The following is a 26590-nucleotide window of genomic DNA, read 5'->3' on the forward strand; positions in this document are numbered from 1 at the left end:
CCGTCGGTGCCTTGAGCTTTTCCAACACAGTTAGTGGAGAGATCACCTTGGTAGAGTACGTAGTTTCCCTCGATAAGCTCGGCGTCCATGATGTAGAGCATGTGGGGGGCAAGAACGCATCCCTGGGCGAGATGATCAGTAACCTCGCCGGCGCCGGCGTCTCGGTGCCAGGTGGCTTCGCCACGACCGCCCAGGCTTATCGTGATTTCCTGGAACTGAGCGGCCTGAACCAGCAGATCCACGATGCGCTCGATGCCCTGGACGTCGATGACGTCAATGCCCTCGCCAAGACCGGCGCCCAGATCCGCCAGTGGATCATGGAAGCCGAGTTCCCCGAGAAACTGAACGCCGAGATCCGCACCGCTTTCGCCAAGCTCTCCGAAGGCAACCCCGACATCGCCGTCGCCGTGCGCTCCTCGGCCACCGCCGAAGACTTGCCGGACGCCTCGTTCGCTGGCCAGCAGGAGACCTTCCTGAACATCCGTGGCGTGGAAAACGTCATCCGGGCCGCCAAGGAAGTCTTCGCCTCCCTTTTCAACGACCGTGCCATTTCCTACCGCGTGCACCAGGGCTTCGACCACAAGCTGGTCGCCCTGTCCGCCGGCGTGCAGCGCATGGTCCGCTCCGAAACCGGCACCGCCGGCGTGATGTTCACCCTCGACACCGAGTCGGGCTTCCGTGACGTCGTGTTCATCACCGGTGCCTACGGCCTGGGCGAAACCGTCGTGCAAGGCGCGGTGAACCCGGATGAATTCTATGTCCACAAGGGCACGCTGGAAGCCGGTCGCCCGGCCATCCTGCGCCGCAACCTGGGCAGCAAGGCCATCAAGATGGTCTACGGCGACGAAGCCAAGGCCGGTCGTTCGGTCAAGACCGTCGACGTCGACAAGGCCGACCGCGCGCGCTTCTGCCTGACCGACGCCGAAGTCAGCGAACTGGCCAAGCAGGCGATGATCATCGAGAAGCACTACAAGTGCCCGATGGACATCGAATGGGCCAAGGACGGTGACGACGGCAAGCTGTACATCGTGCAGGCCCGCCCGGAAACCGTGAAGAGCCGCACCCAGGCCAACGTCATGGAGCGCTACCTGCTCAAGGAAACCGGCACCGTGCTGGTGGAAGGCCGCGCCATCGGCCAGCGCATCGGCGCCGGCAAGGTGCGGATCATCAAGGACGTCTCGGAGATGGACAAGGTCCAGGCCGGCGACGTACTGGTCTCCGACATGACCGACCCGGACTGGGAACCGGTGATGAAGCGCGCCAGCGCCATCGTCACCAACCGTGGCGGCCGTACCTGCCACGCGGCGATCATCGCCCGTGAGCTGGGCATCCCGGCCGTGGTCGGTTGCGGCAATGCCACCGAGTTGCTCAAGGATGGCCAGGGCGTGACCGTTTCCTGCGCCGAAGGCGACACTGGCTACATCTTCGAAGGCGAGCTGGGCTTCGACATCAAGAAGAACTCCGTGGACGCCATGCCGGAGCTGCCGTTCAAGATCATGATGAACGTCGGCAACCCGGACCGCGCCTTTGACTTTGCGCAGTTGCCGAACGCCGGCGTGGGCCTGGCCCGCCTGGAATTCATCATCAACCGCATGATCGGCGTGCACCCCAAGGCACTGCTGAACTACGACGGTCTGCCGCAGGAAATCAAGGACAGCGTCGACAAGCGCATTGCCGGCTACGACGATCCGGTCGGTTTCTATGTCGAGAAACTGGTGGAAGGCATCAGCACCCTGGCGGCGGCGTTCTGGCCGAAGAAGGTCATCGTGCGCCTGTCGGACTTCAAGTCCAACGAATACGCCAACCTGATCGGCGGCAAGCTCTATGAGCCGGAAGAAGAGAACCCGATGCTGGGCTTCCGTGGTGCTTCGCGCTACATCAGCGAGTCGTTCCGCGATTGCTTCGAACTCGAATGCCGCGCCCTCAAGCGTGTGCGCAACGAGATGGGCCTGAGCAACGTCGAGATCATGGTGCCGTTCGTGCGGACCCTCGGTGAAGCGAGCCAGGTCGTCGACCTGCTGGCGGAAAACGGCTTGGCCCGTGGCGAAAACGGCTTGCGCGTGATCATGATGTGCGAACTGCCGTCCAACGCGATCCTGGCCGACGAGTTCCTCGAATTCTTCGACGGTTTCTCCATCGGTTCCAACGACCTGACCCAGCTGACCCTGGGCCTGGACCGGGATTCCGGGATCATCGCCCACCTGTTCGACGAGCGTAACCCGGCGGTCAAGAAGCTGCTGGCCAACGCCATTGCTGCCTGCAACAAGGCCGGCAAGTACATCGGCATCTGCGGCCAGGGCCCTTCGGACCACCCGGACCTGGCCAAGTGGCTGATGGAGCAGGGTATCGAAAGCGTTTCGTTGAACCCGGACTCCGTGCTGGAAACCTGGTTCTTCCTGGCTGAGGGTCAGGCTGCGGTCTGATCGAGTGAAGGGAGCTCACCGGTAATGTAAGCCGGGTAACCTTGTGGGAGCGAGCTTGCTCGCGATTGCGGAGTGTCAGCCAGCATTGATGTTGCTGACCCACCGCCATCGCGAGCAAGCTCGCTCCCACAGGGTCCATGGCTGTCAGTTCATTGGCCCCTTTTGATTTGAAGTAGGGCGGGCTCCATCTGGAAGCCGCCCTTTTTTGTGCAAGAAGATTATGCAAAGCAGCAGCAATCTATTTCCCGTCGCCCTGATCAGTGCCGAGCGGCGCGGTGATCTGAGCGAAGATGTCTATCGCCTCAAGCCCGGCAACAGCCCGGACTACAGTGTCGAGCTGGCCGTCACCCGGCTGGGCATGGCCGATGCCGGCGAAACCCGTGGTGTCCCGGTGATCCTGTTGCACGGCAGTTTTTCCAACCGACGCTTCTGGTATTCGCCCAAGGGCTTGGGCCTGGGGGCGTACCTGACGCGCCTGGGCTTCGATGTCTGGATTCCCGAGATGCGCGGCCATGGCTTGTCCCAGCGCAACCAGGGCTATCGCAACAATCGCGTGGCCGACTACGCCCGGTATGACCTGCCGGCGATTGGCGCCTTTGTGCGCGAGCAAAGTGGACAAGTGCCGCACTGGATTGGCCATTCCCTGGGCGGTATCACCTTGGCGGCAGCCCTGGGTGGCCATTACCTGGGCGAGCCCGCCGTGGCGTCGGCGGCATTTTTCGGCACCCAGGTCAGCCGCACCTATTGGCCGTTGAAAATCCCGCCGGTGGAATGGAGCGGGCGCTTCATTCTCAAGCGTTTCGCACAATTGTCCGGCTCCAGGCTCAAGCGCGGCCCGGAAGATGAACCCATCGGACTGGCCCTGGAGAGCATGCGCTGGTATGGCCTGTTTGGGCGTTTCGGCGACGCCGAGAAAAATTGGTGGGCAGGCCTGGCCGATGTGCAGGTGCCGGTAATGGCGGTGAGTGCGGCCGGCGATCACCAGGATCCCACCTGGGCTTGTCGAAAATTGTTCGAGCAGATCGGTTCCGAGCACAAGCAGTTTGTCTGCCTGGGGCGGGAGCAGGGCTTCACCGGTGATTTTGGCCATGTCGAGATGCTTGTCAGCAAGGCCGCGCAAGCGGAGGTCTGGCCGCTGGTAGGGCGCTGGTTGCAAGACCAGCAGGCGTCATTGCTGGCGGACCAGCCCAGGCTGGCCGAAGCGGTCTGATACCGAGGCTCTGGCCAGGGGCATTTCGCTCTGGCCGGCTTGCGGCTAAGATATGACGCGCTACGTTGTTCCGGTCACAAACGGTTGTTCATTCAGCCAGACGTTCAAGCCCAGCAGGAGTTGTTCGATGAACCATTACCTCACGCCCGACCTGTGCGATGCCTACCCGGACCTGGTGCAAGTCCTGGAACCGATGTTCAGCAATTTCGGTGGCCGCGATTCCTTTGGCGGTGAAATCGTCACCATCAAATGCTTCGAAGACAACTCGCGGGTCAAGGAACAGGTTGAACTCGACGGCAAGGGCAAGGTGTTGGTAGTCGACGGCGGTGGATCCCTGCGCCGGGCGTTGCTGGGCGACATGCTGGCCGAAAAGGCTGCGAAAAATGGCTGGGAAGGGCTGGTGATCTACGGTTGCATCCGCGACGTCGACGTCATTGCCCAGACCGACCTTGGCGTCCAGGCCCTGGCCAGCCACCCGATGAAGACTGATCGGCGTGGCGTCGGCGAGCTCAACGTGGCAGTGACCTTCGCTGGCGTGACCTTCCGTCCGGGCGAATACGTCTACGCGGACAACAACGGCGTGATCGTCTCGCCGAGCCCGCTGAAAATGCCTGAATAAGCGTCTTGACCATAAGGGATGAGGATGTTCGAGGAAGAAAACGCGCAATGGGGGCTGGTGCATGCCCTGGTGCTGGATGGAAAAGGCGGCGCGCGTTCGATAGCCCGGACCGAACTTGACGATCTGCAACTGCAGGCCCACGAAAGCCTGTGGCTGCATTGGGATCGCAGTCATCCGCAGACCCATACGTGGTTGCGCAAGTCCAGTGGCTTGAGTGAGTTCAACTGCGACCTGCTGCTGGAGGAGAACACCCGTCCCCGCCTGCTGCCGCTGCCCAACGCCGAGCTGCTGCTGTTTCTGCGCGGAATCAACCTGAACCCGGGCGCCGAGCCGGAAGACATGGTCTCGGTGCGCATCTTCGCCGCCGCCCAGCGGGTGATTTCCCTGCGGCTGCGGCCGTTGCGCGCCACCGACGAGCTGCTGGCGGAGCTGGCCGAGGGCAAGGGGCCCAGGACGGCGTCGGAACTCATCCTTTATATGGCGCAATACCTGACTAACAAAGTGCAGGACCTGGTGACGTGCCTGTCTGAAATCGTCGATGGCGAGGAAGAAAAACTCGACACCGACGAACGGTATACCCCCGAGCATGACGCCATCCTGCACATCCGCCGAAGGGCCGCCGGGCTGAAGCGATTCCTGGCGCCGCAACGGGATATTTTCGGGCAGATGTCGCGAATCAAGTTGCCCTGGTTTGTCGAGGACGACGGCGACTACTGGAATGAATTGAACAACAGCCTGACCCGTTACCTCGAAGAGCTGGAATTGACCCGGGAGCGCGTGGGGCTTGTGCTGGAGGCCGAGGACCGGCGTCTTTCGGTGCGCATGAACCGCACCATGTACCGCTTCGGCATCATCACCGGGATTTTCCTGCCGATGAGTTTTCTCACCGGTCTGCTGGGCATCAATGTCGGCGGCATTCCGTTTTCCGAAAGCCCCTACGGCTTCATGGTCGCCTGCCTGCTGATGGCCTGCGTGGCCCTGGGGCAATGGTGGCTGTTCCGCCGTTTGCGTTGGGTGTGATGGGATTTCATGTGACCCGGCGAAATTTGATCGCGTCTTCCACAGACATCACGAGAGGTGCGTATGCACGATCCGTTTGAACAGTCTCTGCGCGACATGCTCAAGGCTTCGCCGTCCAGCCGTGACGATGACGCCTGCCTGGGCCGTGTACTCAAAACCGCCAACCGCCAGGTCGGCGCTGGCGATCTGTTCAGCCTGCTGGGCCGCTGGCTGCCCGCGCTGATGATCGCCCTGAACAACGGGTCGGCCCACGTCTCGCCGGTTTCCCGTCGCAAACCTGTTACTCGCACCGCTGATAAGGCTGACTGAATATGGAACTCGATCTCTGGACCCAGAGCCTCGTCACGGCAATGACCGCGTTGTGGACCAAGGTGGCTAATTTCATTCCCAATCTGTTCGGCGCCCTGGTGGTGCTGTTGTTGGGCTTCGTCGTGGCCAAGCTGCTGGACACGCTGCTGTCCAAGCTGCTCGCCAAATTGGGCCTCGATCGCCTGATGGGCGGCACCGGCCTGACCAAACTGTTGTCCCGTGGCGGCATCCAGGTGCCAATCTCGACGCTGGTGGGCAAGATCGTCTATTGGTTTGTCCTGCTTATATTCCTGGTTTCCGCCGCTGAGTCCCTTGGACTGGAGCGCGTTTCGGCGACCCTCGACATGCTGGCGCTGTATTTGCCGAAGGTCTTCGGTGCCGCGCTGGTGCTGCTGGTCGGTGTCTTGCTGGCGCAACTGGCCAATGGGCTGGTACGCGGCGCGGCCGAGGGGGTTGGGCTGGATTACGCCGCCGGCGTCGGGCGAATCGCCCAGGGCCTGGTGATCATCATCAGTATTTCGGTTGCGATCAGTCAGTTGGAGGTCAAGACAGACCTGCTCAACCATGTGATCGTGATTGTCTTGATTACCGTTGGTCTGGCGGTCGCGCTGGCAATGGGGTTGGGGAGCCGGGAAATTGCCGGTCAGATTCTTGCGGGAATCTATGTGCGTGAATTGTATGAGGTTGGGCAACAAGTGCGTGTTGGCGAGGTCGAAGGCCAGATCGAAGAGATCGGCACGGTGAAAACCACATTGCTGACCGAGGAGGGCGAGTTGGTGTCGCTTTCCAATCGGATCCTGCTGGAACAGCATGTGAGTAGCCGCTAACCCGGCAAATCCTGCTAATGTATGCCGCCGCAAAATGCCTGTCATCGCAGATTGCGGCGCACATTGACCTAGACTGTCGGCCCGACTTGTTTTGAACAAACCCCAATCGCTATCCACGCGCTACGACCCCCGTGATCTCTCCGATGAGGAGTTGGTTGCGCGCGCGCATACGGAACTGTTCCACGTAACACGCGCTTACGAAGAACTGATGCGGCGTTACCAGAGAACATTATTTAACGTTTGTGCACGGTATCTTGGGAACGATCGCGATGCTGATGATGTCTGTCAGGAGGTGATGTTGAAGGTGCTGTACGGCTTGAAGAACTTCGAGGGGAAATCGAAGTTCAAGACGTGGCTATATAGCATCACCTACAACGAATGCATCACGCAGTATCGCAAGGAGCGGCGAAAGCGTCGGTTGATGGACGCGTTGAGCCTTGACCCTCTCGAGGAAGCGTCTGAAGAAAAGGCGCCCAAGCCCGAGGAAAAGGGTGGACTCGATCGCTGGCTAGTTTATGTGAACCCGATCGACAGGGAAATTCTGGTGCTACGATTTGTCGCAGAACTGGAATTCCAGGAGATCGCAGACATAATGCATATGGGTTTGAGCGCGACAAAAATGCGTTACAAGCGCGCTCTTGACAAGCTGCGTGAGAAATTTGCAGGCATTGCCGAAACTTAGTTCGGCGCAAATATCTCTTACGTGTAGGCAAGTTCTGATAGACTTGCCGCCGAGTTGTCCCCCGGTTTGCGGGACTGCTTCACAATCACCAGATGGGGATTTAACGGATGAAACTGAAAAACACCTTGGGCTTTGCCATTGGTTCTTTGATTGCTGCCACTTCGTTCGGCGCTCTGGCACAAGGCCAAGGCGCAGTTGAAATCGAAGGCTTCGCCAAGAAAGAAATGTTCGACAGCGCTCGTGATTTCAAGAACAACGGCAACCTGTTCGGCGGTTCGGTTGGTTACTTCCTGACCGACGACGTTGAACTGCGTCTGGCCTACGACGAAGTGCACAACGCACGTACCGAAGACGGCACTAACGTCAAGGGCGCGAACACTGCTCTGGACGCTTTGTACCACTTCAACAACCCAGGCGACATGCTGCGTCCTTACGTCTCTGCCGGTTTCTCGGACCAGAGCATCGACCAGAATGGCAGCAACGGTCGTAACCGTTCTACCTTCGCCAACGTTGGTGGCGGCGCCAAGCTGTATTTCACCGACAACTTCTACGCCCGTGCCGGCGTTGAAGCTCAGTACAACATCGACCAGGGCGACACCGAGTGGGCTCCTAGCGTCGGTATCGGTGTGAACTTCGGTGGCGGCTCCAAGCCTGCTGCTGCTCCAGTTCCAGCTCCGGCTGAAGTCTGCTCCGACAGCGACAACGATGGCGTGTGCGACAACGTCGACAAGTGCCCTGACACCCCAGCCAACGTAACCGTTGACGCTGATGGCTGCCCAGCTGTTGCTGAAGTCGTACGTGTTGAGCTGGACGTCAAGTTCGACTTCGACAAGTCTGTTGTTAAAGAAAACAGCTACGGCGACATCAAGAACCTGGCTGATTTCATGAAGCAGTACCCATCCACCAGCACCACTGTTGAAGGTCACACTGACTCCGTCGGTCCTGACGCTTACAACCAGAAACTGTCTGAGCGTCGTGCAAACGCCGTCAAGCAAGTTCTGACCAACCAGTACGGTGTTGAATCGTCCCGCGTTCAGTCTGTTGGCTACGGCGAATCCCGCCCAGTAGCTGACAACGCCACTGAAGCTGGTCGTGCAGTTAACCGTCGCGTAGAAGCGCAGGTTGAAGCCCAAGCTAAGTAATTAGCCCGAAGCTTTGGAAAAACCCGGCCTAGGCCGGGTTTTTCTTTGCCTGGTATTTATACAGGGAACATAAAACCTGTGGGAGCGAGCCTGCTCGCGAAGGCGACCATTCTGCCGACTTATCTCCCCCGGCGTACGCAGATCCAACTGTGGGAGCGAGCTTGCTCGCGATGGCTGTGTGTCAGTCAATGTATGTGTGACTGAACCACCGCTATCGCGAGCAAGCTCGCTCCCACAGGTTTTGGGGTTGTCTTTTAGAGGATTGAAGCCTGCGCGAAGGCAGAAGGCGAGGTGGCCAATTCGGCAGCACCGGCCACCGCGCCAATCACCAGGATCGCCGGGCTCTTGAGTTGAAACGCACCGGCATCGGTTTCCATCGAGGCCAGGTTGCTGCGGCAGTCGCGTTGATGGGGCAGGGAGGCGTTTTCGATCATGGCCACGGGCGTATCCGCCGCGAGGCCACCGGCCAGCAATTGCTCACGGATCTCGCTCAGTTTCGCCACGCCCATGTACACCACCAGCGTTGTCCCGCCCTGTGCAAGGGCTTGCCAGTTCAGGCTGCTGCCATCCTGGGTGTGGGCGGTGACCAGCGTCACGCCCCGCGCAACGCCGCGCAACGTCAGGGGAATGTCACACTGGGTCGCCCCCGCGAGGCCGGCGGTGATGCCATTGACCAGTTCCACTTCAACGCCATGCTCGCGCAGCCACTGCGCTTCTTCACCGCCCCGGCCGAAAATGCACGGGTCGCCGCCCTTGAGGCGTACCACGCATTTGCCTTGGCGGGCATAACGCAGCATCAACCGGTGAATGAACGCCTGGGGGGTCGAGCGGCAACCGCCGCGCTTGCCCACGGCGATGATGCGCGCATCGGGGCAGTGCTCCAGCACCGCGTCGTTGACCAGGTCATCGATCAACACCACGTCGGCTTCGCCCAAGGCGCGCACGGCTTTGAGAGTCAGCAATTCAGGGTCGCCGGGACCCGCACCGACCAGCCAGACTTTTGCGTTCATAGTGTTTTCCTCACGATATCGCGGCGACCGGTTGCGCGGTGGCAACCAGCAGGCGCTTGATTTCCGGTACGCAGGAACCGCACTGCGTGCCGCAGCCCAGTTCTTTTTTCAGGCCCTGCAAATCCAGGCCGCGCTCGATACCCGCGCACACTGCGCGCTGGCTGACGTTCATGCAGTTGCACAGCGTCTTCCCGCCGCCCACGGCCGCGCCGGCGTTGCCTGGTGGCGCACTCAACGGCGCCAGCAGCCAACGCCGCAGTTGCTCGTCGGCACGACCTTCCAGCCACAGGTTCTGCAGCCAATGCCGAGCCAGGGTTTCGCCGGCCAGGCGTATGGCGGTGATACGCCCGTTTTCGATCCGCACCCGTTTTCCGATGGCGCGACGCGGATCGTCGTAGGCCAATACCGGCCCTTCGATCAGCCCCAGTTGTTCGTCGATTGCCTTCAGCAGTTGTGGGTCGGGTGCAACGGCACTGGCGGCGCGAATCAGCAACGCCGGACGTTCGCGACCGGTCAGGCTAAGGCTGACGTAGGCAAACGCCTCACACAGCGGGCGCAACGTCTCCAAATGTTGTTGGACATCGCCTTCGACCAGCGCGAAAAGTTGCCAGGGCAGGTTTACAGCTTCCAGGCGTACGCCGCTGTGCTTGAGCTCTGGCTGTTTGGACAGTGGATCGAACGCCGGCTGGGTCAGGGTGTTCACCCCTCCCTTGAGAAACCGATCGCCCCAGTGCATCGGCAAGAAAGCCTGGCCGGGGCGCACGCTGTCGTCGCTGTCGACGGCCACGATCAGGCTGCCGCGACGGCTCTTGAGGCTGACCAGATCACCGGCTTGCAGGCGATGGCGAGTCAATTCGTCGGGGTGCAGGCTGAGCACCGCTTCGTTCACATGGCCAAACAACTGCGCAGCGGTACCGGTGCGGCTCATGCCGTGCCACTGGTCACGCAAGCGACCGGTATTCAGGGTCAGCGGATAGCGGGCGTCACGCAATTCCTTGGCGGCGCGATAAGGGTCGGCGACAAATCGGGCGCGGCCGCTTTCGGTAGGAAAAATTCCATCCACGTACAAACGGGCGGTGCCGACCGTGGCGCCTTCGCGGAAGGGCCATTGCTGGGGGCCGAGTTGATCGATCAGCGCGTGGCTGATCCCGGACAGGTCCAGGTCGCGACCACGGGTCAGTTGCTTGTATTCATCGAACAACTGGGCCGGAGTGTCGAAGGCGAACAGGCTGGATTGCCCCGGGCGCAGACGTTTCTCCAGGCGTTGTGCGAAATCCACTGTGATGGCCCAGTCCGGTCGCGCTTCTCCCGGTGCGTTGATTGCCCGGCGAACGTGGGAAATGCGCCGTTCGGAGTTGGTCACCGAACCTTCTTTTTCGCCCCAGCTGGCTGCGGGCAGCAGCAGGTCGGCGAACGCGGCGGTCTCGGTGGTGCGGAAGGCCTCTTGCAACACCACGAACGGGCAGGCTTGCAGGGCCTCGCGCACGGCGGCCTGGTCCGGCATCGACTGCGCCGGGTTGGTGCAGGCGATCCACAGGGCCTTGATCTTGCCGCTGCGCACCTGATCGAACAGTTCGATCGCACTCAAACCGGTGGTCGCGGGCAGTTGGTCGACGCCCCAGTAATCGGCCACTTCAGCGCGATGTTCCGGGTTGGCGGCTTCGCGATGGCCCGGCAGCAGGTTCGACAGGCTGCCGGTTTCCCGACCGCCCATGGCGTTGGGTTGGCCCGTCAACGAGAACGGTCCCGCACCCGGCCGACCGATCTGGCCGGTGGCCAGGTGCAGATTGATCAGCGCGCTGTTTTTCGCGCTGCCGGCGGTGGATTGGTTCAGGCCCATGCACCACAGCGACAGGAAACTGGGTGAGGTGCCGATCCATTCGGCGCATTGGTGCAGTTGCTCGACACTGATGCCGCAGAGCTGGGCGACCATGGCGGGCGTGTAGTCGCGCACCAGGTTCTTCAGGTCCGCGAGGCCTTCTGTGTGAGCCTTGATGAAGCTGCGGTCGATCCAGTCTTCCCACAGCAACAAATGCAAAATCCCATGGAACAGCGCGACATCGGTGCCCGGCAGAATCGCCAGGTGCAGGTCCGCCAGGTCGCAGGTGTCGGTGCGCCGGGGGTCGATGACGATGATTTTCATCTCTTGACGGCGGGATTTGGCTTCTTCGAGGCGACGAAACAGGATCGGATGGGCGTAGGCCATGTTACTGCCGACGATCATCACGCAATCGCTCAGTTCCAAGTCTTCGTAGCTGCAGGGTGGGGCATCAGCGCCGAGGCTGCGTTTGTAGCCCACCACGGCAGAAGACATGCACAGCCGAGAGTTGCTGTCGATGTTGTTGGTGCCGACCAAGGCCCGGGCGAGTTTGTTGAAGGCGTAGTAATCCTCGGTCAGCAATTGGCCGGAGATGTAGAACGCCACGCTGTCCGGGCCATGCTCGGCGATGGTCTCGGCGAAAACATGCGCGGCATGGTCCAGCGCGCTGTCCCAGTCGGTGCGTCCACGGGCCAGGTTTTTGCCCAGGCGCAGTTCCGGATACAGGGCGCGGGCGGCGAGGTCGCCGGTCAAGTGCAGGGTCGAGCCCTTGCTGCACAATTTGCCGAAGTTGGCCGGATGGGCGGGATCACCGCTGACGCCGAGGATGCGCTCGCCGTCATGCTCGATCAACACGCCGCAACCGACCCCGCAGTAACAGCAGGTCGAGGCTGTGGTCTGGCGGCTCATGAGCTTGCTTCCCGCAGGGCCAGCATGACCCGGCCGTTCTCGACCCGGGCCGAGTGGTGATGGGCGCAACCCACGTCCGGTGCCTGGGCCAGACCGGTTTCCAGGTCGATCTGCCAGTTATGCAGCGGGCAGGCCACGCGCTTGCCGTAGATCAGGCCCTGGGACAGTGGACCGCCCTTGTGTGGGCAGCGGTCGTCGAGTGCGAAAACTTCATCGTCGCTTGTACGAAAAATCGCGATATCACCCTTCGGCCCCTGGATGATGCGTGAACCCAGGGCGTTGATTTCATCCAACGCGCAGATATCCAGCCAATTCATGCCGGCACCTCCAGGTTTTTCACGGGGATGACCTCGAACTCTTTTTTCAGTTGGGGCTGTTCCAGCCGCTGTTTCCAAGGGTCTTGTTCCAGCGACAGGGAAAACTTCAGGCGTTCGTGAAGCGCCTTGCGCCGCTCCGGGTCTTCCAGCACGGCTTTCTTGATGTGCTCCATGCCGACCCGCTGCATGTAATGCACGGTGCGTTCGAGGTAGAAGGCTTCTTCGCGGTAGAGCTGCAGGAAGGCGCCGTTATATTCGCGCACTTCCTCGGCGGTCTTGAGCTTGACGAAAAACTCGGCGACCTCGGTCTTGATCCCGCCGTTGCCGCCGATGTACATCTCCCAGCCGGAATCGACGCCGATGATTCCGACGTCCTTGATGCCCGCTTCCGAGCAGTTGCGCGGGCAGCCGGATACCGCCAGCTTCACCTTGTGCGGTGACCACATGTTGAACAGGTCGTGCTCCAGCTCGATCCCCAACTGAGTGGAGTTCTGCGTGCCGAAGCGGCAGAACTCACTGCCCACGCAGGTCTTCACGGTGCGGATGGATTTGCCGTAGGCGTGGCCGGACGGCATGTCGAGGTCTTTCCAGACGCCGGGCAGGTCTTGCTTCTTGATGCCCAGCAAATCGATGCGCTGACCGCCAGTGACCTTGACCATGGGCACGTTGTACTTGTCGGCCACATCGGCAATGCGCCGCAGTTCGGACGGGTTGGTCACGCCGCCCCACATCCGCGGGACCACGGAATAGGTGCCGTCTTTCTGGATGTTGGCGTGGGCGCGTTCGTTGATCAGGCGCGACTGTGGATCGTCGTGGGCTTCGCCGGGCCAGGTGGAAATCAGGTAGTAGTTCAGGGCCGGACGGCAGGTGGCGCAGCCATTCGGGGTGCGCCAGTTCAGGTAGCTCATGGTCCCGGCGATGGTCAGCAGGTGCTGGTCACGGATCGCCTGGCGGATCTGGCCATGGTTGAGGTCGCTGCAACCGCAGATGGCTTTTTCGCTTTTCGGCTTGACGTCCGCCGCGCCGCCGACGGTGTTGATCAGGATCTGCTCCACCAGGCCGGCGCAGGAACCGCAGGAACTGGCGGCCTTGGTGTGTTTTTTCACGTCGTCGACGCTGAACAGCCCGTGTTCCTGGATCGCCTTGACGATGGTGCCCTTGCACACGCCGTTGCAGCCGCAGACTTCGGCGGTGTCGGCCATGCTCATGGCTTTGTCCTGGCCTTGGTGTCCTACGTCGCCAAGTGCATTTTCCCCGAACATGAGGTGATCGCGGATCTCGCTGATGGCGTGATTCTCACGAATCTGCCGGAAATACCAGCCGCCATCCGCCGTATCGCCGTACAGACAGGCACCGACCAGCACATCATCCTTGATCACCAGCTTCTTGTAGACGCCGCCGATGGGGTCGGAAAGGGTGATGGTCTCGGTGCCTTCGCCGCCCATGAAGTCGCCGGCGGAGAACAGGTCGATGCCGGTGACTTTCAACTTGGTCGAAGTAACCGAGCCCTTGTAAGTGGCGAAGCCCAGTTGCGCGAGGTGGTTGGCGCAGACCTTGGCTTGCTCGAACAGCGGCGCCACCAGGCCATAGGCCGTCCCACGGTGGCTGGCGCATTCGCCGATGGCATAGACGCGCGGATCGTAGGTTTGCATCGTGTCGTTGACCAGGATCCCGCGATTGCACGGGATGCCGGCTTTTTCCGCCAGTTCGGTGTTGGGGCGGATGCCGGCGGCCATCACCACCAGGTCGGCGGGAATGATGTCGCCGTTCTTGAACTGGACCGAGCCGACCCGGCCATTGCCGGCGTCGTGCAGGGCCTGGGTCTGCTCGCTGAGACGGAATTTCAGGCCACGGCTTTCCAGGGCGGTTTGCAGCAGTTGGCCGCTGGTCTTGTCCAGTTGCCGTTCCAGCAGCCATTCGCCGATATGCACGACGGTCACGTCCATGCCGCGCAGCTTCAAGCCGTTGGCGGCTTCCAGGCCGAGCAGGCCACCGCCGATGACCACGGCGTGCTTGTGGGTCTTGGCGGTGTTGATCATCGCCTGGGTGTCGGCGATGTCGCGGTAGCCGATCACGCCGTCCAGGGTATTGCCGGGGATCGGCAGGATGAACGGCGTGGAGCCGGTGGCGATCAGCAGGCGATCATATTCGGCTTCGCTGCCGTCTTCGGCGATGACCCGGCGCTTGACCCGGTCGATCTCCACGACCTTGCGGTTGAGCAGCAGCTTGATGTTGTTGTCCAGGTACCAGCTCAGGTCGTTGAGCACGATCTCTTCGAAGGTCTGCTCACCGGCCAGCACGGGCGAAAGCAGGATGCGGTTGTAGTTGGTGTGGGGCTCGGCACCGAACACCGTGATGTCGTAGAGCTCGTTGCTCAGCTTGAGCAGTTCCTCGAGGGTTCGAACCCCGGCCATGCCGTTGCCGATCATCACCAGTTTGAGTTTTTTCATCAGGGTTCTCCGCGGGCTCAGGCCTGTCTCATCACGGCGGTCAGGCTGGCTCGGCAATTTTTTCGAAAACAAAAAAAGGCGTCCCGCTAGCAAAACTAGCGAGGACGCCTTTGTCCTGGTCCCGTTCTCTCGGGAAGCACCGCCCTCATCGTTGAAGGCGTTGCCAAATGTATGTTGATGGACGTTATGCAGTGGTTGTGCCAAGTGGCTCGGACGCCGGGATCTACTGGCCGATTCCCAGGTCGGGCGAGTGGCAAGGGGATTTATTGCACCGAATCAAAGCGTATTGCCCAGTAATGGAGCGTCGGGCCCGATGGCTTGGTAATGGCAGGCAAGCGGTCATTGCGTGGGGGCCTGGATCCCGGTCGATCAACGCTTGCTGACACTTATTCCCAATCGCTAATTTTTCCGGTTTGCGTTCGTTTCATAGGGACGACATGCCTTTGTGCCTTGTGCCCACTGATTCCGGATACCCAGAAATGAATGCTGAAGACGCCTTGAAACTTGCTCGCCGGTTTATCGGGCTGCCCCTGGACAAGCGCCAGATGTTCCTCGCCGCGCTGGACAAGGAGGGCGTGGACTTCAGCCGTTTCCCCATTCCCCAGGGCGTCGAAGCCGAGGATCGCCAGGCGCTGTCCTACGCCCAGCGGCGCATGTGGTTTCTCTGGCAACTGGATCCCGAAAGCGGCGCCTACAACCTGCCCGGGGCGGTGCGGCTCAAGGGTGCGTTGAGCCTGTCGGCGCTGGAACAGGCCTTCGCCAGCCTGGTGGCCCGGCATGAAACCCTGCGCACGGTGTTCCAGCGCCAGGCCGACGACAGCCTGCTGCAAGTGCCCACCGATGCGCCGCTGATGATCGAGCGACAGGACCTCAGCGGCTTGCCGGCAGGCGAGCGCGAGCAAGCGGTGCGCCAGGCTGCGCAAGCACAATCGATGCGGCCCTTCGATCTGTCGAATGGCCCCTTGCTGCGGGTCGAACTGCTCAAGCTCGATGCGCAGGAGCACGTGCTGCTGCTGACTTTGCACCACATCGTCTCCGATGGCTGGTCGATGAACGTGCTGATCGACGAGTTCATCCGCTGCTATGACGCCCATGAAGCCGGCGTGTCGCCGCAACTGCCTGATTTGCCGATCCAGTACAGCGACTATGCCTTGTGGCAGCGCCGTTGGCTGGAGGCCGGTGAGCAGGCGCGGCAACTGGCGTATTGGCAGGCGCAATTGGGCGATGAGCATCCCGTCCTGGAGTTGCCCACCGATCACTCACGCCCGGCCGTGCCGAGCTACCGCGGCAGCCGTTATGAGTTCGCTATCGACAGCGGGTTGGCGGAGCAACTGCGCGGCACCGCCCGGCAGCAGGGCGTCACGCTGTTCATGCTGCTGCTCGGCGCGTTCAACGTGCTGCTGCATCGCTACAGCGGCCAATCGGACATCCGTGTCGGCGTGCCCATCGCCAACCGCAACCGGGATGAAATCGAAGGCCTGATCGGTTTCTTCGTCAACACCCAAGTGCTGCGCACCGAACTGGATGGCCAGACCCGGGTCGACGAGTTGCTGCACCGGGTCAAGGAGATCGCCCTCGGCGCCCAGGCTCATCAGGACTTGCCGTTCGAACGCCTGGTCGACGCGTTGAAGCTGGAGCGCAGCCTCAGCCACACGCCGCTGTTCCAGGTGATGTACAACCATCAACCCCAGGTGGCGGATGTCACCACGATCCGCACGGCGTCCGGCCTCGAATTGGGCATGATCGAGTGGCAGACCCGCACCACCCAATTCGATCTGACCCTGGACACCTATGAAAAAGCCGGCACGTTGCACGCCGCGCTGACGTACTCCGAGGACCTGTTCGAAGCGCCGACCATCGCGCGCATGGCGCGGCATTGGCTGCGATTGCTCACCGCGATGATTGCCGATCCGACCCGACGTATCGGCGAGCTGCCGCTGCTCGACGCCGACGAGCATGCCACGCTGGTCCACGCTTGGAACGCCACGGCCCAACGCTACCCGACCGAGCTGTGCATGCATCAACTGATCGAAGCCCAGGTGGCGCGCACCCCGGACGCCCCGGCGTTGCTGTTCGGCGAACAAAGCCTGAGTTATGCAGCGCTCGATGCCCGCGCCAACCGACTGGCCCATCTGCTGCTCGGGCGCGGTGTGCGGCCCGACAGCCTGGTTGGCATCTGCGTCGAGCGTTCAGTGGAAATGGTGGTCGGCCTGCTGGCGATCCACAAGGCCGGCGGCGCCTACGTGCCGCTGGACCCGGAATATCCGCAGGATCGCCTGGCCTACATGATTCAGGACAGTGGCATCGGCTTGCTGCTGACCCAGCGTTCGCTCTCGGCGGTTCTGCCGACCGACGGCGTCGAGGTGATCGCGCTCGATCAGCCCGACGATTGGCTCGACAGCTACAGCGACAGTCGCCCCGACGTGACGGTCGACCCGCTGAATCTCGCGTATGTGATCTACACCTCCGGCTCCACCGGCAAACCCAAGGGCGCCGGCAACAGCCACGCGGCTCTGGTCAACCGCTTGTGCTGGATGCAACAGGCGTATGGCCTGGACGACAGCGACGCGGTGCTGCAGAAAACCCCGTTCAGTTTCGACGTCTCGGTGTGGGAGTTCTTCTGGCCGCTGATGACCGGGGCGCGATTGGTGGTTGCCGCGCCAGGTGCCCATCGTGATCCGCGGCAACTGATCGACACCATCAACCGTCATGGCGTCAGCACGCTGCACTTCGTGCCGTCGATGTTGCAGGCGTTCATCCATGAGCCGGGCGTGGAAACCTGCGAAGGTTTGAAGCGCATCGTCTGCAGCGGTGAAGCGTTGCCGCTGGATGCGCAGCAGCAGGTCTTCGCCAAACTGCCGGACGCCGCGCTCTACAACCTCTATGGCCCGACCGAAGCGGCCATCGACGTGACCCATTGGACCTGCGTCGACGAGGGCGCGGATTGTGTGCCGATCGGCCAGCCCATCGCCAACCTGCGCACCCACGTGCTCGACGCCGATCTGTCGCCGGTGCCGTGGGGCGTGGCGGGCGAGTTGTACCTGGGCGGGGCGGGGCTGGCGCGCAGTTATCACCAACGTCCGGCGCTGACCGCCGAGCGTTTCGTGCCGTGCCCGTTTCACGAAGGCGCGCGCCTGTACCGCACCGGCGACCGCGTACGCCAGCGCGCCGACGGCGTGATCGAATACCTCGGCCGCCTCGATCATCAGGTCAAGCTGCGCGGCCTGCGCATCGAGCTCGGCGAAATCGAAACCCGCCTCGTGCAACATCCGCGGGTGCGCGAGGCCGTGGTGCTGGTGCAGGACGGCAAGTATCTGGTGGGTTATCTGGTGCTGGAAAACCGCGACCCGCATGAGCAATGGCAACAGGACGTCAAGGCCTGGCTGCTGGCCGGTCTGCCGGAGTACATGGTGCCGACCTACCTGATGCCGTTGGCCTGCCTGCCGGTGACCGCCAACGGCAAGCTCGATCGCAAGGCCCTGCCACAACCGGACGCCGCGCCCCGGCAAGCGTTTGTCGCCCCGCAGGATGGGCTGCAAACCGCCCTGGCTGAAATCTGGCAGGACGTGCTCGGAGTGGAGCGCGTCGGCCTCGAAGACAACTTCTTCGAACTGGGTGGCGATTCCATCATCTCGATCCAAGTGGTGAGCCGCGCGCGACAGGCCGGTATCCATCTTCATCCCCGTGACCTGTTCCAATACCAGACCGTGCGCAGCCTGGCGTCGGTGGCTCGCCGTGACAGCCACAGCGCCCTGTATCAAGGGCCGGTCACTGGCGATGCCGTGCTCGGGCCGATCCAGCAGCAGTTTTTCGCCCAGGTGATGCAGACCCGTGAACACTGGAACCAATCGCTGTTGCTGACCCCACGGGAACCGCTGGATGCACAGCGGCTCGACGCGGCGCTGACCTGCGTCATCAACCATCACGATGCCTTGCGCCTGCGCTTTGTCGAAGACGCCGACGGCTGGCGGCAGAGCCATGGACCGCTTTTGCAAAACGCCGACCTGTGGCAGCGCGATGCCCGATCCGTTGAGCAGTTGAACGCGCTGTGCGACGAGGCGCAGCGCAGCCTCAACCTGCAAGACGGGCCGCTGGTGCGCGCCATGCTGGTAAACCTGGCCGACGGCAGCCAGCGGCTGGCGCTGATCATCCATCACCTGGCGGTGGACGGCGTGTCCTGGCGGGTGCTGCTGGAAGATTTGCAGCAAGCTTACGAGCAACTGGCGGCGGGTGGCGGCGTGACGTTGCCGGCCAAGACCAGCGCGTTCCAGAGCTGGACGGCGCGGCTGAATGCCGAAGCCTCGCGCTTCGACGATCAGTCGGCCTATTGGAAAGCTCAGCACGAAGGCGCGCGGGACCTGCCATGTGAACGCCCGCAGGGCAGCCTGCAGAACGTCCATGGCGCGAAGATCGAATGGCGCCTGGAGGCCGGACTCACCCGGCAATTGCTGCAACAGGCCCCCGCGGCCTATCGCACCCAGGTCAACGACCTGCTGCTCACTGCGCTGGCCCGCACCATCAGCCGCTGGAGCGGGCAGCCGGGCACATTGATCGAGCTCGAAGGCCATGGCCGCGAAGACCTTTTCGACGACATCGACCTGACCCGTACGGTGGGTTGGCTGACCAGCCTGTTCCCGGTCAAGCTGACCGCCACCGGCGACCTCGGCGGCTCGATCAAGACCATCAAGGAGCAACTGCGCGGCGTCCCGGACAAGGGCCTGGGCTACGGCGTGCTGCGTCATCTGGCGGCGCCGTCGGTGCAAGCGCAGTGGGCGGATCTGGCGCCTGCGCGCATCACTTTCAATTACCTCGGCCAGTTCGACCGCCAGTTCGATGAAGCGGCGCTGTTCGTGCCGTCCGGCGAAGGCAGTGGCGTCGCCCAGGACCCGACGGCACCGTTGGCCAACTGGCTGACGGTGGAAGGGCAGGTGCATGGCGGCGAGCTGGCGATGAGCTGGGGCTTCAGCCGTGAGATGTTCGACAGCGCGACCGTGCAGCAACTGGCCGATCAATACGCCGTCGAGCTCAAGGCGCTGATCGACCATTGCGTCAACCTGGCTGAACCGCAAGCCACGCCGTCGGATTTCCCACTGGCGCGGATCACCCAGTCGCAACTCGATCATCTGCCGGTGCCGGCCGGTCAGTTGGACGATGTCTACCCGCTGTCGCCGATGCAGCAGGGCTTGTTGTTCCATACGCTGTACGAGCAGGCGGCCGGCGAATACGTCAACCAGTTGCGGGTGGACGTGCAAGGCCTGGATGCCGAGCGGTTCCGTGCGGCGTGGCAGGCCACCGTCGCGACGCAAGACATCTTGCGCAGCGGCTTTGTCTGGCAGGGAGAATTGGCGCAACCGCTGCAGATCGTCCACAAGCAGGTGCAGTTGCCGTTCACCGTGCTGGACTGGCGCGAGCAGGCCGACCCGGCCCAGGCCCTCGCCGCACTGGCCGAGGCCGAGCGCGCGCAAGGTTTCGACTTGAGCCAGGCGCCGCTGTTGCGCCTGGTGCTGGTGCGGACCGGCGCCGAACAATGGCACCTGATCTACACCCATCACCATATCCTGATGGATGGCTGGAGCAATTCGCAGTTGCTCGGCGAGGTGATGCAGCGCTATAGCGGGCGCGTGCCGGCCAGCAGTGTTGGACGTTATCGCGATTACATCGCTTGGCTGCAACGCCAGGACGGCCAGCTCAGCCAGGACTTCTGGCGCGCACAACTGGCCTCGTTGCAGGAGCCGACCCGACTCGCCCGCGCCGCCTCGGGCGGTGGCGAGAGCGGCCACGGTGATCATTTCCTGACGCTCGACGCGCGGCGCACCCAAGCGCTGGAAGCGTTTGCCCGCCAGCAGAAAATCACCGTCAACACGTTGGTGCAAGCGGCCTGGCTGCTGTTGCTGCAACGTTACACCGGGCACCAGACCGTGGCGTTTGGCGCGACCGTGGCCGGTCGGCCGGCGGATCTGCCGGGCATTGAGCAGCAGGTCGGCCTGTTCATCAACACCTTGCCAGTGATCGGCAGCCCGCGTCCGGACCAGACGGTCGGCCAATGGTTGCAAGCGGTGCAGGCACAGAACCTGAGCCTGCGGGAGTTCGAACACACGCCGTTGGCGGACATCCAGCGTTGGGCCGGGCAGGGCGGCGAGGCGCTGTTCGACAACCTCCTGGTGTTCGAAAACTACCCGATTGCCCAGGCCCTGCAGCAAGGCACTGGCAGTGATGTCACGTTCGGCGACGTTGCCAACCGTGAGCAGACGCACTATGCCCTGAGCGTCGCGGTCACCCTCGGTGAACAACTGGCGCTGCACTACAGCTACGAGCGCCGGCAGTTCGCCGACGAAATGATTGATCACATCAGTGCTCATCTGCTGCACCTGCTCGAACAATTCAGCCAGGACGCCGGGCGCAACCTGGGTGAAATCGCCTTGGCCAACGGCGCCGAACACGCCCGGCAACAGGCCGACAACCATCCGCAGCCGTACCCGGTGGACATTCCCGTGCACCAGCGGATCGCTACGCTGGCGGCCGAGCGCCCGCAGCGCACGGCGGTGATTTTCAATGACCGACATTTCAGCTACGGCGAGATCGACCGGCGCGCGAACCAACTGGCCCACGCCTTGATCAGCCGCGGCGTCGGCCCGGAAACCCGCGTCGGCGTGGCCCTGCCGCGCAGCGAAGGGGTGATCGTCACGCTCTTGGCGGTGCTCAAGGCCGGCGGTGCCTACGTGCCGTTGGACGTCAGCTATCCCCGTGAACGCCTGGCGTACTTGATGAAGGACGCCGGGCTGGCGCTGCTGATCAGCGACTCCTCGGTATCGGCGCAGTTGCCGGTGGATGAGTCGTTGCCGCTGCTGGAGCTGGACCGCCTCGACCTGCGCGAGCTGCCGACCAGCGCGCCAACGGTTCAACCCGACCCGCATAACCTGGCCTACGTCATCTACACCTCCGGCTCCACCGGCAACCCCAAGGGCGTCAGCGTGGCCCACGGTCCGCTGGCGATGCACTGCCAGGCCATTGGCGAGCGTTATGAAATGCGCGACAGCGATTGCGAATTCCATTTCATGTCGTTCGCTTTCGACGGTGCCCACGAACGCTGGCTCACCAGCCTGACCCACGGTGCGTCGCTGCTGATCCGCGATGACAGCCTGTGGACCCCGGAACAAACCTACAACGCCATGCACGAGCACGGCGTGACGGTGGTGGCGTTCCCGCCCGTTTATTTGCAACAACTGGCCGAACACGCCGAGCGCGAAGGCAACCCACCGAAGGTGCGCATCTATTGCTTCGGCGGCGACGCGGTGCCCAGCGCCAGTTTCGAACGGGTCAGGCGCGCCTTGCGTCCCGAGTACATCATCAACGGTTATGGCCCGACCGAAACCGTGGTCACGCCGCTGATCTGGAAGGCCGGTCGCGAGGTGGCGTGTGGCGCTGCGTACGCGCCCATCGGCAGCCGCATCGGCGACCGCAGCGCCTACGTGCTCGATGCCGACCTGAACCTGTTGCCCCAAGGCATGGCCGGTGAGCTGTACCTGGGCGGCACGGGATTGGCCCGTGGTTACCTGAACCGGCCGGGGCTGACCGCCGAACGCTTTGTCGCCGATCCGTTCAGCGCTGGGGGCCTGCTGTATCGCACCGGAGACCTGGTGCGCCAGCGCGTCGACGGCACGTTCGATTACTTGGATCGCATCGATAACCAAGTGAAGATCCGCGGCTTCCGCATTGAGCTGGGTGAAATCGAAGCCAGCCTGCAAGCCCTTGATGGCGTTCGCGAAGCGGTGGTCGTGGCCCAGGAAGGCACCGCCGGCAGCGGCAAGCGTCTGGTGGCCTATGTGGTGGCGGCAGAATCTTCCCGCGAAGACTTCGCCGAGCACCTGCGCGAGCAACTCAAGGCGACATTGCCGGCGCACATGGTCCCGGCTTATCTGCTGCTGCTCGAACGCTTGCCGTTGACCCCCAATGGCAAGCTCGACCGCAAGAACCTGCCCAAGCCCGACGCCAGCCAATCGCAACACGCCTACCTGGCGCCGCGCACTGCGCTGGAACAGCAACTGGCGGCGATCTGGCAGGACGTGCTCAAGCTTGAACGCGTCGGCCTGCGGGATAATTTCTTCGAGCTGGGTGGCGATTCCATCGTCTCGATCCAGGTGGTCAGCCGCGCCCGCCAGGCCGGCATGCATTTCACGCCCAAGGACCTGTTCCAGCACCAGACCCTGGAAATGCTCGCGACCGTGGTTCGCCAGGGCGAGGCCGCGCAAGTCATCGACCAGGGGCCGGTGACGGGTGGGCTGGCGCTGTTGCCGGTGCAGCGGGTGTTCTTCGAACAGGCGATACCGCAGCGTCATCACTGGAACCAGGCGGTGATGCTCAAGCCGACCCAGCGTCTGGACGCACCGATCCTGGACCAGGCGTTGAGCGCGCTGCTGCAACATCACGATGGCCTGCGTTTGAGCTTCACCGAGCAGGACGACGGCTGGAGGGCGGTTTACCGTCCTGCGGACACTCAATCCGAAGACCTGCTCTGGACCGTGGACGCGCCTGATGCGCAGGCCTTGCAAGGCATCGCCAACGAGGCCCAGCGCAGCCTGGACCTGCAAGCGGGCCCCTTGCTACGGGCGGTCCTGGCGACGCTGGCCGATGGCAGCCAACGTTTGTTGCTGGCCGTGCATCACTTGGTGATCGACGGCGTGTCGTGGCGAATCCTGTTCGAGGATCTGCAAAGCGCCTATCACCAGTTGTCCAGCGGAGCGGTGCTGCGATTTCCGCTGAAAACCACCTCGGCGCAGGTCTGGGCCGAGCGCCTGCAAGCGCATGCCCGCAGCAACCGGTTGGCGCAGGAACTGGCGTTCTGGCAGGCCCAGCTCGAAGACGTCGATGCCTCGTTGCCGATGGATAACCCTGCAGGCGGCCAGCAGAACCGCCTGGCGGTGACGGTGCGTACGCGACTCGACGCCGCGTTGACCCGGCAACTGCTGCAAGACGCGCCCAAGGCCTATCGCACCCAGGTCAACGACTTGCTGCTTACGGCACTGGCACGGGTGATGGTGCGCTGGACCGGCCACGACAGCGCGCTGATCCAGCTCGAAGGCCATGGCCGCGAAGCCTTGTTCGATGATGTCGACCTGACCCGCACCGTCGGCTGGTTCACCAGCCTGTACCCGGCGCGACTCACGCCACGGGCGGACTTGGGCGATTGCCTCAAGCAGATCAAGGAGCAACTGCGGGCGATTCCCGACAAAGGCCTGGGCTTTGGTGCCTTGGCCCATCTGGCGGATGACGCGACGCGGGCGATCCTGGCCGGGTTGCCGACGCCGAGCCTGACCTTCAACTACCTGGGCCAGTTCGACGCCAGCTTCAGCGAGGCCGACGGTGCCTTGTTCATCCCGGCTGATGAAGGCGCCGGCGATGAGCTGGACGCCGAAGCGCCGCTGTCCAATGCGCTGGCCTTGAACGGCCAGGTGTTCGGCGGCGAACTGAACCTGGGCTGGACCTTCAGCCGCGAGCAGTTCAATGAATCCACCATCCAGGCCCTGGCCGACGATTATGCGCTGGAGTTGCAGCGGCTGATCGAGCATTGCTGCCGGGGCGAGCACAACGGCGTGACACCGTCGGACTTCCCGCTGGCGAGCCTGAACCAGCCACAACTGGACGGACTGCCGCTGCCGCCCGAGCAGATCGTCGACCTGTATCCGTTGTCTCCGATGCAACAAGGCATGCTGTTCCATGGCGTGTACGGTGACGCGGGCGGCGACTACATCAACCAACTGCGCCTGGACATCGAAGGGCTGGACCCGGAACGCTTCCGCCAGGCCTGGCAGGCGGCGGTGGATGCCCATGACATCCTGCGCACGCGGTTTGTCTGGCAGGGCGATTTGCCGGCGCCGGTGCAAGTGGTCAGCAAATATTTGGAGCTGCCTTATAGCCTGCACGATCTGCGCGGAGATGTAGTGCCTGATCAGGCCCTACGGGACCTGGCCGATGCCGAGCGCCAGCACCTTCACCTTCACCTGAGCGCGCCGGCCCTGGTGCGGCTGATGATCGTACGTCTCGATGAGCAGCGTTATCACCTGATCTACAGCCACCACCACATCCTCATGGACGGCTGGAGCAATTCGCAGCTGCTTGGTGAGGTGTTGCAGCGCTACAGCGGGCAGTCCGTTGCCGTGTCCGGTGGACGTTATCGGGATTACATCGCGTGGCTGCAATGCCGGGATGCGGCGGCCAGCGAGGCGTTCTGGAAGCCTGCGCTGCAACGCCTGGAAGCACCGACGCGGTTGGCCGATGCGGTTGGTAAGCCGACGGACGCGGGTGTGGGTTATGGCGATCATATGCAGGTGCTGGACGAAGCACTGACCCGACGCCTGGAAGCCTTCGCCCGGGCTTCGAAAGTCACGGTGAACACGCTGGTGCAGGCCGCGTGGCTGCTGCTGTTGCAGCGCTACACCGGTAAATCCACCGTGGCGTTTGGCGCGACGGTCGCCGGTCGCCCAGCGGACTTGCCTGGCATCGAGCAGCAGATCGGCCTGTTCATCAACACCTTGCCGGTTATCGCCAGCCCTCGGGCGGAACAGTCGCTGGATAGCTGGTTGCAAGCGGTGCAGGCGCAGAACCTGGCCCTGCGGGAGTTCGAGCACACCGCGTTGCTGGACATCCAGCGCTGGGCCGGGCAGGGCGGCGACGCGCTGTTCGACAGTTTGCTGGTGTTCGAGAACTACCCGATCGCCGAGGCCCTGGAGCAGGGCGTGCCGGACGGTTTGCGTTTTGGTTCGCCGATCACCCAGGAACAGACCAGTTATCCGTTGACGCTGCTGGTGGGGTTGGAGCGGCAGTTGTCGGTGCACATGAGTTATCAGCGGGCGAGTTTCTCGGCTGTAACGGTGGAGCGATTGGCGGCGCATCTGGTGCAGTTGCTGGGGCAGATGACCGCGCAGGGCGAGCGCCCGTTGGGTGAGCTGTCGATGCTGGAATTCGATGAGCATCAACGCCTGACCCATGACTGGAATCCGGTGGATGCGCCGTTCGAGCAAGACCTGTGCATTCATCAGTTGATCACCCACCAAGCGGAAAGCACCCCGGATGCCTTGGCAGTCACCTTCGCCAACACGCGCCTGAGCTACAGCGAACTCGACGGCCGTGCCAATCGCCTGGCCCATAAACTCATCGAACTGGGCGTCGGCCCGGAAGTGCGCGTCGGCGTGGCGATGCCGCGTTCCGAGCAATTGCTGATCGCCTTGCTGGCGGTGCTCAAGGCTGGCGGTGCGTATGTGCCGCTGGACCCGGATTACCCGGCCGAACGCGTGGCCTACATGCTCGATGACAGTCGGGCGCGGGTGTTGCTGACCGAGCAGGCAGTGGCGTTGACAGTTCCGGCTGGAACCGAAGTGCTGATGCTCGATCAGCTCGACCTTTCACGCTATCCGTTGAGCGAGCCGGACACAGCGGTCAAACCAGACAACCTCGCCTACGTCATCTACACCTCCGGCTCCACCGGCAAACCCAAGGGCGCGGCCATCGCCCACCGCAACGTCCTGGCGCTGATCGACTGGTCCAAGACCGTCTACAGCCGCGACGACATCCAAGGCGTGCTCGCGTCCACTTCGGTGTGCTTCGACCTGTCGGTATGGGAGCTCTTCGTGACCCTGGCCAACGGCGGCTCGCTGATCATTGCCCGCAACGCCCTGGAACTGCCGCACCTGCCGGCCCGCGACCAGGTGCGCCTGATCAACACCGTACCTTCGGCCATCGCCGCGTTGCAGCGCAGCGGGGATATCCCGCAAAGCGTGCGCATCATCAACCTGGCCGGCGAGCCGCTGAAGCAAAGCCTGGTGGATGCTCTCTACCCAACACCCCTCACCTGTGGGA

13 protein-coding genes are annotated in these 26590 nt (G+C 62.8%); 9 read left to right on the plus strand and 4 right to left on the minus strand.

From position 1 onward, the window contains the following. Window positions 1–47: 47 nt before the first annotated feature. The 8 genes from ppsA to JMN22_RS08270 all read left to right on the plus strand — a co-directional run bounded on the left by ppsA (window position 48) and on the right by JMN22_RS08270 (window position 8232). Window positions 48–2423: a phosphoenolpyruvate synthase gene (gene ppsA, locus JMN22_RS08235; protein ID WP_030141935.1), complete on the plus strand. Its 2376-nt coding sequence runs from the start codon at window positions 48–50 to the stop codon at window positions 2421–2423. Window positions 2424–2643: 220 nt separating this feature from the next. Beyond that, window positions 2644–3633 (plus strand): alpha/beta fold hydrolase, encoded by a 990-nt coding sequence (locus JMN22_RS08240; protein ID WP_030141936.1) that lies wholly within the window; start codon window positions 2644–2646, stop codon window positions 3631–3633. 127 nt (window positions 3634–3760) lie between these two features. Further along, window positions 3761–4252 carry a ribonuclease E activity regulator RraA gene (gene rraA, locus JMN22_RS08245; RefSeq protein ID WP_030141937.1) on the plus strand — a complete coding sequence of 164 codons (492 nt, stop codon included), beginning with the start codon at window positions 3761–3763 and terminating at the stop codon, window positions 4250–4252. A gap of 24 nt (window positions 4253–4276) precedes the next feature. Continuing rightward, window positions 4277–5272, plus strand: coding sequence for a zinc transporter ZntB (locus JMN22_RS08250; protein WP_030141938.1), 996 nt, complete (start codon window positions 4277–4279; stop codon window positions 5270–5272). A 63-nt stretch (window positions 5273–5335) separates the two neighbouring features. After that, window positions 5336–5581 (plus strand): hypothetical protein, encoded by a 246-nt coding sequence (locus JMN22_RS08255; RefSeq protein WP_014337331.1) that lies wholly within the window; start codon window positions 5336–5338, stop codon window positions 5579–5581. A gap of 2 nt (window positions 5582–5583) precedes the next feature. Continuing rightward, entirely contained in the window at window positions 5584–6408 is an 825-nt protein-coding gene (locus JMN22_RS08260) for a mechanosensitive ion channel family protein (RefSeq protein ID WP_003199523.1), read from the plus strand. Window positions 6409–6499: 91 nt separating this feature from the next. Continuing rightward, window positions 6500–7090 carry an RNA polymerase sigma factor SigX gene (gene sigX, locus JMN22_RS08265; RefSeq protein WP_025212681.1) on the plus strand — a complete coding sequence of 197 codons (591 nt, stop codon included), beginning with the start codon at window positions 6500–6502 and terminating at the stop codon, window positions 7088–7090. A 107-nt stretch (window positions 7091–7197) separates the two neighbouring features. Beyond that, window positions 7198–8232 carry an OmpA family protein gene (locus JMN22_RS08270; RefSeq protein WP_030141939.1) on the plus strand — a complete coding sequence of 345 codons (1035 nt, stop codon included), beginning with the start codon at window positions 7198–7200 and terminating at the stop codon, window positions 8230–8232. Window positions 8233–8486: 254 nt separating this feature from the next. Here JMN22_RS08270 and cobA read toward each other — a convergent pair whose 3' ends face one another. Genes cobA through nirB form a run of 4 tightly spaced genes read right to left on the minus strand, consistent with a single transcriptional unit; the run spans window position 8487 to window position 14737 of the window. Continuing rightward, window positions 8487–9242, minus strand: coding sequence for a uroporphyrinogen-III C-methyltransferase (gene cobA, locus JMN22_RS08275; RefSeq protein ID WP_198797255.1), 756 nt, complete (start codon window positions 9240–9242; stop codon window positions 8487–8489). A 10-nt stretch (window positions 9243–9252) separates the two neighbouring features. Then, window positions 9253–11970: a nitrate reductase gene (locus tag JMN22_RS08280; protein ID WP_198797254.1), complete on the minus strand. Its 2718-nt coding sequence runs from the start codon at window positions 11968–11970 to the stop codon at window positions 9253–9255. Beyond that, on the minus strand, window positions 11967–12287 hold the full coding sequence (gene nirD, locus JMN22_RS08285; RefSeq protein ID WP_030141942.1) for a nitrite reductase small subunit NirD: 321 nt from the start codon (window positions 12285–12287) through the stop codon (window positions 11967–11969). Before nirD ends, JMN22_RS08280 begins: the two co-directional genes overlap by 4 nt. After that, window positions 12284–14737, minus strand: coding sequence for a nitrite reductase large subunit NirB (gene nirB, locus JMN22_RS08290; protein ID WP_030141943.1), 2454 nt, complete (start codon window positions 14735–14737; stop codon window positions 12284–12286). The genes nirD and nirB overlap by 4 nt, the downstream gene beginning before the upstream one ends. Window positions 14738–15216: 479 nt before the next feature. Here nirB and JMN22_RS08295 point away from each other — a divergent pair. Beyond that, the coding region (locus tag JMN22_RS08295; RefSeq protein WP_202334964.1) for a non-ribosomal peptide synthetase at window positions 15217–26590 on the plus strand (11374 nt) is incomplete at its 3' end.

It is taken from the genome of Pseudomonas sp. HB05 (assembly GCF_016756915.1).
Lineage (GTDB): Bacteria > Pseudomonadota > Gammaproteobacteria > Pseudomonadales > Pseudomonadaceae > Aquipseudomonas > Aquipseudomonas alvandae.